The sequence below is a fragment of the Streptomyces sp. NPDC060194 genome, assembly GCF_042728285.1.
Classification (GTDB): domain Bacteria; phylum Actinomycetota; class Actinomycetes; order Streptomycetales; family Streptomycetaceae; genus Streptomyces.
In genome coordinates this window covers 1-13,059 of record NZ_JBHWZH010000048.1, presented here as the reverse complement: position 1 = coordinate 13,059, position 13,059 = coordinate 1, and the positions used below count along the sequence as shown (strand labels likewise).

Genomic DNA, 13,059 nt, shown 5'->3' with positions numbered 1-13,059 from the left:
CGGCCTGTGCCCCCCACTACCCCGCACGGGACCACCGCGTTCGTGCGCACCGCTACTGCCGGCGCGAGAACCGTCCCGCGGTCGACGGTGCCGCGGGCCGTCGAGGGGGCCCGTCGCCGCCCGCGTGAGGGCTACGCCGCGCCGTAGAACTTCTCGGTCTTCTCGACCGCCGCGGCGAAGCGGTCGTCGAAGTCGTCGCGGACGAGCGTCCGGACGACGTAGTCCTGGACGCTCATGCCACGTCTCGCGGCCCGCTCCCGCACACGGTCGAGCAGGTCGCCGTCTATCCGCAGGCTGAGCACATCGGTCCCCATGCCCCCAAGGGTCGGGGGCACCTGTATCACCGCGGGCGGGAATGCGAGCGGGGTTAACCCGAACGGGTGATCTGTGTTTCACCACACGCCTCAGCGGACACTCGGATGGTGTTCATTAGCGAAGGTAATGAGTTATGCTAACGAGCATGTCTGATCTCCCCCGCGGTGCCGACCACCGCGCCGAGGACACCGCCGCCGTGAACGCCCTGCGCTCGGCGGTCATGCGGCTGAGCCGCCGTCTGAAGCACCAGCGCGTGGACGAGTCCCTGAGCCCGACCGAGATGTCGGTGCTCGGGACGCTGTTCCGCTGCGGCTCGGCGACCCCGGGGGAGCTGGCGCGCAAGGAGCACGTGCAGCCGCCGTCGATGACGAGGATCGTCGCCCTGCTGGAGGCCAAGGGCCTCGTCAGACTCGAACCGCACCCGGAGGACCGCCGCCAGAAGGTGGTCAGCCAGACGGAGACCGCCGAGGCGATGCTCGAGGAGAGCCGCCGCCGTCGGAACGCCTGGCTGGCCGAGCTGGCGCAGGGCCTCGACGAGGACGAGTGGGAGAAGCTGCGCGCCGCCGCCCCCGTCCTGGAGAAACTCGCGCACCTGTAGAGCATCCGAGAGACGTCCGTCCGCGGACGACCGCCCCGCCCGCGGCCGTCCGCCCGCGTCATGGGAGGGAACCCTGTTGAGTACGGGACCCGGAGCAGAATCCTCCGCCCCCGCACACACCCCCAACGCCACCGCGAGCCGCAAGGGCTCGATGTTCAGCTCGCTGAGGATCCGGAACTACCGGCTCTTCGCCACCGGCGCCGTCGTGTCGAACACCGGCACCTGGATGGCCCGCATCACCCAGGACTGGCTGGTCCTGTCCCTGACCGGCTCGTCCGCCGCGGTCGGCATCACCACCGCGATGCAGTTCCTGCCGATGCTGCTGTTCGGCCTGTACGGCGGCGTCATCGCCGACCGCTTCCCCAAGCGCAAGCTGCTGTTCGTCACGCAGGGCGCGATGAGCCTGTCCGGGCTGTTCCTGGCCGCGCTGACGCTCTCCGGCAACGTCGTCGTCTGGCACGTCTACGCCGCGGCCTTCTTCACCGGGCTCGTCACCGTCGTCGACAACCCGACCCGGCAGTCGTTCGTCCCGGAGATGGTCGGCCCCGACCAGCTCCGCAACGCCGTCTCACTGAACTCGGCGAACTTCCAGTCCGCGCGGCTCGTCGGGCCGGCCGTCGCCGGCGTCATGACGGCCGCGGTCGGGCCCGGCTGGGCGTTCCTCGCCAACGGGCTCTCGTTCTTCGCGCCGCTCGCCTGCCTGTCGCTCATGCGGACCGCCGAGCTGCACAAGGCGCCCCCGCGGGCCCGCGGCAAGGGCCAGCTGCGCCAGGGCCTGGACTACGTGTCCCAGCACCCCGACCTGATCTGGCCGATCGTCCTCGTCGGGTTCGTCGGGACCTTCGGGTTCAACTTCCCGATCTGGCTCAGCGCGTTCGCCGACGACACGTTCCACGGCGGCTCGGGCATGTACGGCATGTTCAACACGCTGATGGCGGTCGGCTCGCTGGCCGGTGCGCTGCTCGCCGCGCGGCGGCGCTCCTCGCGGCTGCGGTTCCTCGCGGCGGCGGCGTTCGCCTTCGGCGTGCTGCAGATCGCCGCGGCGTTCGCACCGACGCTGTGGCTGTTCGTCGCGCTGCTGATCCCGATCGGCATCCTCGGCCTGACGGTCAACGTCACCGCGAACTCGTCCGTCCAGATGGCCACCGACCCGGAGATGCGCGGACGCGTCATGGCGCTCTTCATGATGGTCTTCACCGGCGGCACGCCGCTGGGCGGCCCCCTCTTCGGCTGGCTCACCGACGCGTACGGCGTCCGCCTGAGCTTCGCCGTCGGCGGCCTCGTCTGCGCGCTGGCCGCGGTCGGCGTCGGGCTCGCCCTCGGTCGCGCGGCCAACCTGCGCCTCAAGGTCGACCTCCGCCGCGGCCACCGCCACGTCGAGTTCGTGCCCCGGGAGCGGCTGGCGACGGCGGCGTAGGGCGCCGCGCGTCCGCCGCGGACGTCGCCCGCGCGGCGGGTGCGGTCCCCGGCCGGCCCGCCGCCGCGCGGCGATCCGGGCGCGCGGGCCCCCGTGCGCCACCGGGCGGCCGGGTCCGGGCCGTCGTGCGGCTGCGGCTAACCTCGTGGGCGTGAACCCCAAAACCAGGAACCGGATCATGGCCGGTGTGCTCGTGCTGATGCTGGTCGTCGTGGTGGTCTCCGGACTCGCCTGAGCCGGCCGCGGTCCCGGCCTCAGAGGAGGCGGCGGACGACGACCACGAGGCCGACGACCCACACCCCCGCGGCGAGCAGCGCGACGAGCGCGGCGAGCGCGCACCCGACGCGGGCGAGGACGCCGTCGTCGCGCGACTCCTCGGGGCTCGGCGCCCCGTCGTCCCGCCAGTCCCGCAGGGCCTCCCGCACCGTCGCCCAGTCGACACCCCGCCCCAGCTGCCGCGCCGCCGCCTCCGCGACCCCCGCCAGCTGCTCGCGGGCGAACGCCGTCCCGGCCTCCGCCGCCGGCCCCCGCCAGGCCAGCGCGGCCATCCGCTCCAGCGGCGTCGCGTACCGCTCCTCGAACGCACGCGTCTCGTCCGGGTCCCGGTCCTCCGCCAGGTACGACCACCGCCCGGCCTCGGCCGGCTCCCCGTACGCCCGGTAGACGCCGCTCAGCTCCAGGTCCCGCGGGTACGACCCCACCAGCCCCCGCAACCGCTGCCGCGCCACGGGAACACGCCCCGCCGCGAGGTCGGCGTCGACACGGCCCAGGGTCTCGGTGATCGGCATGCGCACAGGGTGACGGAGCGCGGGGCGTCCGCGCGACGGATTATGCGACGGCCCCCGCCCGGGGAGGACGGGGGCCGGTGGCCGTGCGGCGGACCGTTCGCCTACCAGGCGAAGGCCTCAGGGGAGGGGCCCGGGCCGGGGAAGATGTCGTCGAGGGACGACAGGAGCTCCGGGGTCAGGTCGAGGTCGATCGCGCGGAGGGCGGAGTCGAGCTGGTCCCGGGTGCGGGGGCCGACGATGGGGCCGGTGACGCCGGGCTGGGCGAGGAGCCAGGCGAGGCCGACCTCGCCGGGCTCGAGGCCGTGCTTGGCGACGAGCTCCTCGTAGGCCTCGACCTTCGACCGCAGGGCCGGGTCGGCGAGCGCCTCGGCCGTACGGCCGGAGGCGGAGCGGCCGGTGGACCCCTCGCGCTCCTTCCGCAGCGCCCCGCCGAGCAGCCCGCCGTGCAGCGGCGACCACGGGATCACGCCGAGGCCGTACTCGCGGGCCGCGGGGACGACCTCCATCTCGGCGCGGCGCTCGACCAGGTTGTAGATGCACTGCTCGCTGACGAGCCCGACCCGCCCGTGCCGCGCGGCCGTCTCGTTCGCCTGCGCGATCTTGTAGCCGGGGAAGTTCGACGAGCCGGCGTAGAGGATCTTGCCCTGCTGGACCAGTGCCTCGATCGCCTGCCAGATCTCCTCGAACGGGGTGTCCCGGTCGACGTGGTGGAACTGGTACAGGTCGATGTGGTCGGTCTGCAGCCGCTTCAGCGACGCGTCCACCGCGCGGCGGATGTTCAGCGCGGAGAGCTTGTCGTGGTTGGGCCACGCCTGCCCGTCGGCGCCCATGTTCCCGTACATCTTCGTGGCCAGGACCGTCCGGTCCCGCCGCTCACCGCCCTGCGCGAACCACGTCCCGATGATCTCCTCGGTCCGCCCCTTGTTCTCGCCCCAGCCGTACACATTGGCCGTGTCGACGAAGTTCACACCTGCGTCGAGCGCGGCATCCAGGATGCCGTGACTTGTCGGCTCGTCTGTCTGCGGGCCGAAGTTCATCGTGCCGAGGACGAGTCGGCTTACCTTGAGTCCGGTGCGTCCGAGCTGCGTGTACTTCATGAGATACAAGACAACTACTTCGAGTCCGCTCCAAGCAAGAGCCGACCCGCCGAGCATCCCGTCAGCGCCCCCTGGACCTCGGCCGTTTCCGGTCCGGCCCGCATGCGGTCGTTGACGAGCGACCGGCCGACCTTCGGGGGTGCGGATGCCCCTCGAGCCCTTCGGAGGCGGTGTCCTGCCGCAGGTCGAAGGAGGGCCAGGGGCGGGCCCCTCCTGTCGTTCGGCGGCAAAGCGGTCAGCCTTCGCTGTGTACCGCCGCCACGTCGCGCACACGGCGCGTGAAGCCCATCGGGATGAGGACCTGTACGCGGCCCTTCGTTTCCTGCCACATACCCTCGTGCCCTGTCGGAGACATGGCCTGCGCGGCGGTCATGGGCGGGATCTGATCGGTGTGTACGACCGCCTTGACGCCGACTGCCCGGAGTTCTCTGCCCTTCTCGTGCTGAGTCGACAGCTTCGCCCAGCGTTCCCGGTAGGTCTCGCCAGTCGAGATCTCTTCCCATGTGTCCGGGCGGGTTGGCTGGGCCGCGAGTTGCACCCGCCGCGCGTCCAACCGCCTGTATGCCTCCCGGTACTCCTGCTTCCCCGGCTCGCTGGAGTAGAGACCTGCTTCGCGGTCCTCCCGGAGTTCTGCCAGAGCGCGGTTGACCTCTTCGATCTCCCGTGTGAAGTCCAGGCCCGGACGGAAAACCTTCCGCACGATCTCGACATCGCCGGCCGCGCGCAGGAAGACTTCCTCGACGGCTTGTTCCAGGACGTGCGCCGCAATGCCCTTGCTGCCCGTGGGACATACCTTGTGCGTGGTTCGCGAGGCGCAGCGGTAGTACGGCCAGTTCCGCCCCGGGCCGAGGTACGCGGGCTCACCGCAGGTGCAGAAAGCGACCCTGAGCAGTGGAGAGCCACCCTTCCTTTCGCCGTTGCGCTTGCTGGTGTTCTCGTCCAGCTTCTTGTTCGCCAGCTCCCACTCCTCCCGAGTGATCAGCGGCTCCGCCCGCTGGAGCGGGCGGCCCTCCGCGTCGCGGACGACGCGGGTTCGCTTCGTCTTCCTGCCGTCGACGACGACTTGCTCCGCCTCCGTCACCTCCATCTGGCCGAGAACGTTCAGGGAGCGCACCACCTTGGCTGTGTTCGCGGCGGTCCATCGGCCGCCCTTCGGAGGCTTGCCGTTCCTGATCAGCTGGGCATCGAGTGACACCGGGGTCCTGGTCGGGTCCTCGTTGAGCCACTGGGCGATGCTGTTCGCCGACTCGCCCTCAATGAGCCGACGGACGATCTCGCGCAGAGTTCCTGCGGTGTCTGTGCCGTAGTCGTCCGGGACCAGCCGCCAGCCGTCGCCGGTGTCCTGTTTCTCTGCCCGGTAGCCGTACGGGATACGACCGCCGCGCCAGCGGCCCTCCTTGACCAGGTGGTTGTAGGAGGATTTCGCCCGGGCCTTGCTGGCTTCGAGCTCCCCTTCCGCGAAGGAGGCGATCAGGCTGAACAGCAACTTTCCCATCTGCGTGTTCAGGTTGATCCCGTCCTCGACGGTGGCGACCTCCTTACCGTGCTTCTCGCACCACTCCACAAGCGCGTGCACGTGGAGCACGCGCCGTGAGAGGCGATCGAGTTTCAGCGCGCAGATGATGTCGTACTCGTCGGCCCGGGACTCCTTCAAGGCGATCCGGTGCTCGATCGAGCTGACCTCCTTGCCGATCGTGGAAGGCAGCCACTGACCGAACTCCGGACGTTTCCACGGCTCGACGCCGCCGGACACGTCGATGTCCTCGACCCAACCGACGATGACGTGCCCTTCCTGATCGGCCCATCGTTGAACCGATCGGCGCTGGCGCTCTGGCGATGTCGTCTCGTCCGACACCCTCGACAGGCGGATCACGCCCAGGACTCTTGCCACTTACTCTCCCCATCCCCTGCAGTGCTTGCTGATCGACGCTAGAGCGCTGCGGGTATGGCGTCAAAGTGAATCGTTCGAAAATGCCAAGGTGTTCGGGTGAGGTGAGGTCAGGGGTTGCACGGAGGGCATCATCGGCTCTTGGTTCGGCAAGGGCGACGGGCGCCGCGACAAGACCGTCCCCACCGCCGAGGTGTACGGGGGCACGGGCCCCGACGGCGAGGCCTGGCCCCACCACGACAAGCTCTCCGCGCTGAACATCCGCCGCCCCGCCGACTCCCACTGCATGGACGCCGAGGGCGAGCGCCGTCTTGTGGTGCGGGCGGTGGAGACGCTCGCCGCCCCGGGCGTGCCAACACGGTTCCAGGCCTACGAGGACCTGCTCGACAAGAATGGTTCGTCCCCGGCGAGGTCGGTCTGGTGCGCCTCCTCGCCCGCTTCGGAGTCACCCCGCTTCGGCGTCACCGGCCCGATCGTCGGCCTCCCCACCCGAACCAGCCGGCGGGTGCCCTGCGCGCGCTGGAGCCGGGCGGCGAGGCCCTCTCGGCTACGGGCGGAATCCGCCCCCACGGCGGGCCGTCGGCGGAAGCTTCCGCCGGCTGGTCAGGTGAGGGTGCGTGAGTGCGGCCGTCGTCTGGTGCGGTCGGGGCGGCGGCCACAGTGTCACGTGGGTCAGATCCCGGTCAGCCAGGTGGCCGCGTCGAGGCGGCGTGAGGTGTCCGGCGGGACGGTGGCGCGCAGGGCGGATTCGAGTGCGGCGAGGCCCTCCTCGCCGATGGTGCGGGCCCAGTCCGCGCGCAGCTCGTCGAAGATCGCCGCCGAGCGAGCGAGGACGTCGCCCCCGCGGGCGGTGAGGCGGACCAACTTGCGGCGGGCGTCGCGGGGGTCGTCGGCGCGAGCGCAGTAGCCGAGCTCGGCGAGCCGGTCGACGGTCTTGCCCGCCGCCTGCTTGCTCACGCCCAGGCGGCGACCGACCTCCGAGGCGGTCGTCCCAACGGGGCCGCCCGCGGCGATGGCCTGGAGCGCGAAACCGTGCGCGGGGCGGGCGTCGGGGTGGCCCTGAGCGGCGAGTTCGGCATGCAGCCGGTCGATGAGGGAGCGGAACCCGGCGAAGAGGAGCAGCGGCAACTCGTAGCCGGGGGTGGATCGTGATTCGACAACCTGGTTTACTTTTTTTCCGTCAACCATGTTGTCCATTCTAGGAGGGGGCGGACGCATGCCGCCGACACGACGGGTCCGGTTCGAGGCCCACACCGCGTACACCGCGCCGCACGGTTCGCGAGCGGCCGTGGTGGGGGTCGCGGAGCAATGGGGCGGGGTGCCCGATGCGGTGGCGCGGATGGCGGAGTCGCCGGAACTCCTCACCGGCTTCCTGCGGTTGAGCGCGGCCTTCGATGGCGTGACGCTCGATCCGCTCGCCCGGGAGACGGTCGTGATGACCGTCGCGACGCGCAACGACTGCCACGTGTGCGTCGAGCTCCACACCGCGAAGCTGCGCCGGCTGGGCGCGGACGCGGAGTCGGTCGCCGCCCTGCGTGCGGGTACGGGACTCCGCGACGAACGACTGGAGGCCCTACGGGATTTCACCCTGCGCGTCCTCGCGACGGCCGGCGGGGTCGGTGACCACGAGCTGACGGCTTTCCTCGCGCAGGGGTTCACCCGGCGCAACGCGCTGGAGGTCGTCCTCGGGATCGGTGCCTACACGATGTCCACGCTCGCGAACCGGTTGGTCCGCGCCGAGAACGTTCAGCACCCCGCCGGGTAGGGCGCGCAGGTGTGCCAGTGGGTGTGGAGGGTGTTGGCGAAGGCGGCGGCGAGGTGGTGGTCGCCGGCGGGGGTGGGGTGGGTGCCGTCGTAGGTGTGGGTGGGGAGGGACCAGGGCGGGGGCGGGGTGAGGAGGAGGGGGGAGGCGGGGGTGGTGAGGGAGGCGACGGTCTTGGCGAGGAGCTCGTTGAAGTGGGCGACCTCGGCCGCGAAGGGGGCGTCGGACGCGGCGCGGATGTTGGGCAGGACGGGGAGCAGGACCATCCGGACGCGGGGGTTCGCGGCGCGGGCGCCGTCGACGAAGCGGTGGACGTTGACGGTCGTCTGCGCGGCGTCGGTGTAGAAGCCGAGGTCTATGAGGCCGAGCGAGACCAGCAGGGTGTCGGCGCGGTGGTCGCGCACCGCGTCGCCGACCAGCGGCGCGAGGTGCTGCCAGCCCTCGCCCCACCCGGCCAGGTGGCCGCGCGCCTCTTCGGGGAAGGCGGGGTCCGCGTGCTCCCCGCCCCCGTACAGCGCGGTCCGCGGGCCGACCAGCGCGAACGGGGCCGTCGCGGTCGCCTTCAGGTGCCGCCACAGGCGGTAGCGCCAGGTGTGGTCGCCGGCGCGGCCGACCGTCATGGAGTCGCCGACCGGCAGGTAGCGGTGGGGCGCGGGGGGCCTGTGGGACGCGTGGGACATCCGCACATTTTCGCCGAACGGAGGCGCTACGGGGCCGGCCGCGCGGCGTGATCCCGACCACCGCGCGGGGGCGGGACGGCGGTCCGGCGCGCACGCGGCGGGCGGGTCCGCGGCGTACGGGCGCGGTCAGTCCGCACGGCTCGCCCTTGGGGGCGGGACGGCGGGGATCCGCCGGTCCGGGGACGGGGCGGCAGCCGCGCCCGCGGGATCGGGGCTCCGTGCGGCGTCGCGGCAGGGCCTCTCCCGGCGTCCCGACGGCGGAATGCGGACGGGCGCGCGCCGGCCGGGCCGGACGGCTCAGGTGGGCGGGTGCGGTGCGGGGAGCCGCGGCAGCACGCTCCCCAGCGCCTCGACCACGGTCGTGACGGCGGGGTGGTGGGCCGCGCCGCCGCGGTAGGCGACCGCGGTGTGCCGGTTCAGGGCGAGGGGGGTGGTGGTGACGCCGGGGGGCAGCGGGTGGGCGCTCAGCTCGGGCACCACGGCGACCCCGGCGCCGGCCGCGACCAGCCGCAGGGTGGTGTCGTAGTCGTCGACGCGGTGCCAGGAGTCGGCGGTGAAGCCGCTCGCCTCGCACAGCCGGGTCACCACGGTGTGGCAGAGGGTCCCCGGCGTGGGCAGGATCCACGGCGCGTGCCGCCACCGGCCCACCGGGTCGCCGCTCCCGCTCGGCCGCCAGCCGAGCGCCGCGGGGTCCGCCGGGCAGGCCAGCAGCATCCGTTCGGTGAAGACCGGTTCGCTCTCGACGCCCGGCGCCGCGGGCGGGAGCAACCCGTCGTAGGCGTGGACGAGCGCCACGTCCAGCCGGTCCGCGCGCAGCGCGTGCGAGGCGTCGTACGGGTCGATCTCCTGCAGCCACAGCGTGATCCGCGGGTGCGCGGCGCGCAGCGCGGTGACGAGGTCGGCGCCGAGGACGCGCGCCGCGGACGGGTAGACGCCGAGCCGCAGCGGGCCGGCCACGCCGTTGCTCCGCGCCAGTTCCGCCTCCGCCGCCTCCAGGTGCTCGAGGATCACCTCGGCCCGGCGGACGAGGTTCGCCCCGGCCGGGGTCAGCACGACGCGCCGCCCGGTGCGCTCCAGGAGCGCCACCCCCGTTCCGCGCTCCAGGAGCGACAACTGCTGGGAGACCGACGAGGGGCTGTACGACAGGGCCTCGGCCACGGCCGCGATGGTGCCCCGGCGGGCGAGTTCGCGCAGCAGGAGCAGCTGGTGGGGGTTGAGCATCGGAGCACCTTAAGGCGAGCGTCGGAAGTTCCGCATGGACCGCGGCCGTTCGCCGGGCGCAGGATCGGCGCATGAGAAGCAGCGCACTGCCGCCCGGCGTCCACGTCCCGCTGGTCACCCCCTTCGCCGACGGCGGGGAGGTCGCCCTGGACGCACTCGAACGGCTCGCCCACACCTGCCTGGACGAGGGGGCCGCGGGGCTGGTGGCGCTCGGCACCACGGCGGAGGTCTCGACGCTCACCGGGGAGGAGCGGGCCGCGGTCCTCGGCGTCGTCACGCGGGTGTGCCGTGATCGCGGCGCGCCCCTGACGGTGGGCGCCGGCGGCAACGACACCGCGGCGGCCCGCCGGGCGCTGGCGGCCCTAACGGAGGTGCCGGAGGCGGTGGCGGCACTCTCGCTCGTGCCGTACTTCACCCGGCCGTCCGAGGCCGGCGTGGTCGCGCACTTCACCGCACTCGCCGCCGCGAGCCCGGTACCGCTCCTCGTCTACCACGTCCCCTACCGCACCGGTCAGGAGCTGAGCGCCCGGACGCTGTGCGCGCTGGGCGCGATCCCGAACGTCGCCGGGGTGAAGTACGCGGCCGGCGCCGTCACCGCCGCCACCGTCGAGCTGATGGCGACCCGCCCGCCGGGTTTCGCGGTCTACGCCGGCGACGACGTGCTGCTGTCGCCGCTGCTCGCCTTGGGCGCGGAGGGGGGCATCCTCGCCTCGGCCCATCTGGCCACCCGCGGGTTCGCCGAGCTGGCCGACGCCTGGCGCGGGGGCGACGGTGTCCGGGCCGCCGCGCTCGGGCGGCGGCTGTCCGTCCTGTCGGCCGCGCTCTTCGCGGAGCCCAACCCCACCGTCGTCAAGGCCGTGCTGCACGCCCGGGGCCGCATCCCCGCCCCCGGTGTCCGGCTCCCGCTGCTGCCCGCCGGGAGGGAGCCGGTGGCCCGGGCGCTGGGCGCGCTCGCGGCGCTCGACGGGTGACCGGTCACCCGCCCGCCGGGGGGATGGGAGGCTTGGGCGTATGCGTTCGTACTCCCTGTGTGCCGCGGTGGCGGCCTCGGCCCTGCTCCTCGTCCCCGTGGGGAACGCCCGCGCCGACGACGGCGGTTTCACGATGACCGACCCGCGGATCGTGGAGTCCTCCGGCCTCGCCGCGTCCCGCGAGCACCCGGGGATCTACTGGACGCACAACGACCAGGACTCCCCGCGCGTCTTCGCCGTCGACTCCCGTACGGGCAGGACCGTCGCCACCGTCACCCTGCGCGGCGTCGGCACGCCCCGCGACATGGAGGCGATCGCCGTCGGGCCCGGCGGGGTCTACGTCGGCGACATCGGGGACAACCTGAACGGGTCCTGGGACCACGTCTGGATCTACGAGTTCCCCGAGCCGGCCGAGCTGAAGGGCGACATCACCGTCACCGCGACCCAGTACGACGTGAAGTACGCCGACGGGCCGCGGGACGCGGAGTCGCTGCTCGTCCACCCCGTGACCGGTCGCGCGTACATCGTCAGCAAGAACGAGGCGGGCGGCGGGTTCTACGCGGGCCCGCAGAAGCTGCGGGCCGGGGTCACCAACACCTTCACCCGCGTCGCGGACCTCGACCTGTGGGCCACCGACGGGGCGTTCTCCCCGGACGGGAAACGCCTCGCCGTCCGCGGTTACTTCGGCGGGCGCACCTACGACTGGGACGCCGCCGAGGGGCGGCCGGTCCGCGAGCGGTCCGCCGACGTGCCGCTCCAGCGGCAGGGGGAGTCCGTCACGTACAGCGCGGACGGATCGGCGCTGATGTACGGCAGCGAGGGTGCGGGCAGCGGGGTGGTGCGGGTGCCGCTCTCCGGGGAGGAGCGGGCCGAGTCGCCCCGCCCGAGGGCGAGTTCGTCCCCCGGCGCGGGGGGCGACGGGGCGGGCGGCGCGGCGGGCGACGACGCCGGGGGCTCGGTGTCCGGGACGGGGCTGCTGGTGATCGGGATCGGGGTGGCGGCGGTCCTCGGGCTGCGGCGCGTGCTCAAGGGGCGGCCGAGCAGGGGGCGGTGACCCCGGGGTTCGGCCAGGCGGCACGCTCCCTGCGGCCGGGACGGCACGTCTCATCCCCCGGACCGAGGGCGAGGGGCCGACCGCGCACCCACTACGCTGCCCCCGTGGCTGATATCCAGATCCCCGCTGACATCAAGCCCGCCGACGGCCGTTTCGGCGCGGGCCCCTCCAAGGTACGGACGGAGGCGCTGGACGCGCTCGCCGCGACCGGCACGTCTCTGCTCGGGACGTCCCACCGGCAGGCGCCGGTGAAGAACCTGGTGGGCTCGGTCCGCGACGGCGTGCGCGCGCTGTTCGACCTGCCCGACGGCTACGAGGTCATCCTCGGCAACGGCGGCTCCACCGCGTTCTGGGACGTGGCGACCCACGGGCTCATCGAGCGCAAGTCGCAGCACCTGTCGTTCGGCGAGTTCTCCTCCAAGTTCGCGAAGGCGGCCAAGCTCGCCCCGTGGCTGGACGAGCCGACCGTCATCTCCTCGGACCCGGGCACCCACCCCGCGCCGAAGGCGGAGGCGGGCGTCGACGTGTACGGCCTGACCCACAACGAGACGTCGACCGGCGTCGCCGCGCCGATCAAGCGCGTGGCGGGCGCGGACGAGGGCGCGCTGGTGCTCGTCGACGCGACGTCCGGCGCCGGCGGGCTGCCGGTGGACATCCGCGAGACGGACGTCTACTACTTCGCCCCGCAGAAGTCGTTCGCCTCCGACGGCGGCCTGTGGATCGCCGTCTTCTCGCCCGCCGCCCTGGAGCGCGCCGCCCGCGTGCACGCGGGCGGCCGGCACGTCCCGGAGTTCTTCTCGCTGCCGACGGCGATCGACAACTCGCTGAAGAACCAGACGTACAACACCCCCTCCCTCGCCACCCTGCACCTGCTCGACTCGCAGCTGAAGTGGATCAACGGCCAGGGCGGTCTCGCCTGGGCGACCGGCCGCACCGCCGCCTCCTCGGCCGCGCTGTACGGCTGGGCGGACGCCTCCAAGCACGCGACGCCGTTCGTCACCGACCCGGCCGAGCGCTCGCAGGTCATCGGTACGATCGACTTCTCCGACGAGGTCGACGCCGCGGCCGTCGCGAAGGCGCTGCGCGCGAACGGGATCGTCGACACCGAGCCGTACCGCAAGCTGGGCCGCAACCAGCTGCGGGTCGCGATGTTCCCGGCGATCGACCCGGCGGATGTCGAGGCGCTGACGCGGTGCGTGGACTACGTCATCGAGCAGCTCTGACCGTCCGAACGCACGACGCACGGGCCCGGCGGACCTCCGCCGGGC

Annotated in this window: 13 protein-coding genes; 6 read left to right on the top strand and 7 right to left on the bottom strand. The window is 73.0% G+C overall.

Features of this window, described 5'->3' with window-relative positions; all coding sequences use genetic code 11:
* Positions 1-131: 131 nt before the first annotated feature.
* Positions 132-314 carry a ribbon-helix-helix protein, CopG family gene (locus ACFWEG_RS13415; protein ID WP_387213462.1) on the bottom strand — a complete coding sequence of 61 codons (183 nt, stop codon included), beginning with the start codon at positions 312-314 and terminating at the stop codon, positions 132-134.
* A gap of 146 nt (positions 315-460) precedes the next feature.
* Here ACFWEG_RS13415 and ACFWEG_RS13410 point away from each other — a divergent pair, with 146 nt between their 5' ends.
* Together ACFWEG_RS13410 and ACFWEG_RS13405 are read left to right on the top strand one after the other, a co-directional pair.
* Complete coding sequence (locus tag ACFWEG_RS13410; RefSeq protein ID WP_387213458.1) at positions 461-913, top strand: MarR family winged helix-turn-helix transcriptional regulator; 453 nt, start codon at positions 461-463, stop codon at positions 911-913.
* A 76-nt stretch (positions 914-989) separates the two neighbouring features.
* A complete protein-coding gene (locus ACFWEG_RS13405) occupies positions 990-2,330 on the top strand; it encodes an MFS transporter (protein ID WP_387213455.1) in 1,341 nt (446 codons plus the stop codon).
* A 254-nt stretch (positions 2,331-2,584) separates the two neighbouring features.
* Here ACFWEG_RS13405 and ACFWEG_RS13400 read toward each other — a convergent pair whose 3' ends face one another.
* The 4 genes from ACFWEG_RS13400 to ACFWEG_RS13385 form a co-directional block, all read right to left on the bottom strand.
* Positions 2,585-3,118 carry a DUF6584 family protein gene (locus ACFWEG_RS13400; RefSeq protein ID WP_387213452.1) on the bottom strand — a complete coding sequence of 178 codons (534 nt, stop codon included), beginning with the start codon at positions 3,116-3,118 and terminating at the stop codon, positions 2,585-2,587.
* Between the two features lie 101 nt (positions 3,119-3,219).
* The gene (locus tag ACFWEG_RS13395; protein ID WP_387213449.1) at positions 3,220-4,215 is read right to left on the bottom strand and encodes an aldo/keto reductase; all 996 of its coding nucleotides are present in this window, start codon (positions 4,213-4,215) and stop codon (positions 3,220-3,222) included.
* A 235-nt stretch (positions 4,216-4,450) separates the two neighbouring features.
* Positions 4,451-6,088 carry a recombinase family protein gene (locus ACFWEG_RS13390; protein ID WP_387213446.1) on the bottom strand — a complete coding sequence of 546 codons (1,638 nt, stop codon included), beginning with the start codon at positions 6,086-6,088 and terminating at the stop codon, positions 4,451-4,453.
* A 687-nt stretch (positions 6,089-6,775) separates the two neighbouring features.
* Positions 6,776-7,300: a MarR family winged helix-turn-helix transcriptional regulator gene (locus ACFWEG_RS13385; RefSeq protein ID WP_387213443.1), complete on the bottom strand. Its 525-nt coding sequence runs from the start codon at positions 7,298-7,300 to the stop codon at positions 6,776-6,778.
* A gap of 19 nt (positions 7,301-7,319) precedes the next feature.
* On the opposite strand from ACFWEG_RS13385, the gene ACFWEG_RS13380 reads away from it, so the two are divergent.
* Entirely contained in the window at positions 7,320-7,868 is a 549-nt protein-coding gene (locus ACFWEG_RS13380; protein ID WP_387213440.1) for a carboxymuconolactone decarboxylase family protein, read from the top strand.
* On the opposite strand, the gene ACFWEG_RS13375 is transcribed toward ACFWEG_RS13380, so the two are convergent.
* Both ACFWEG_RS13375 and ACFWEG_RS13370 read right to left on the bottom strand, forming a co-directional pair.
* A complete protein-coding gene (locus ACFWEG_RS13375; protein WP_387213437.1) occupies positions 7,850-8,545 on the bottom strand; it encodes a GDSL-type esterase/lipase family protein in 696 nt (231 codons plus the stop codon). The two genes, ACFWEG_RS13380 and ACFWEG_RS13375, sit on opposite strands and share 19 nt — an antisense overlap.
* A 297-nt stretch (positions 8,546-8,842) precedes the next feature.
* Entirely contained in the window at positions 8,843-9,766 is a 924-nt protein-coding gene (locus tag ACFWEG_RS13370; RefSeq protein ID WP_387213434.1) for a LysR family transcriptional regulator, read from the bottom strand.
* Between the two features lie 71 nt (positions 9,767-9,837).
* Between ACFWEG_RS13370 and ACFWEG_RS13365 the strand changes: the two genes are divergently transcribed.
* The 3 genes from ACFWEG_RS13365 (at position 9,838) to serC (ending at position 13,014) form a co-directional block, all read left to right on the top strand.
* A complete protein-coding gene (locus ACFWEG_RS13365) occupies positions 9,838-10,737 on the top strand; it encodes a dihydrodipicolinate synthase family protein (protein ID WP_387213431.1) in 900 nt (299 codons plus the stop codon).
* A 40-nt stretch (positions 10,738-10,777) separates the two neighbouring features.
* On the top strand, positions 10,778-11,791 hold the full coding sequence (locus ACFWEG_RS13360) for a WD40 repeat domain-containing protein (protein ID WP_387213428.1): 1,014 nt from the start codon (positions 10,778-10,780) through the stop codon (positions 11,789-11,791).
* Positions 11,792-11,895: 104 nt separating this feature from the next.
* Complete coding sequence (gene serC, locus ACFWEG_RS13355) at positions 11,896-13,014, top strand: phosphoserine transaminase (RefSeq protein WP_387213425.1); 1,119 nt, start codon at positions 11,896-11,898, stop codon at positions 13,012-13,014.
* Positions 13,015-13,059 lie beyond the last annotated feature (45 nt).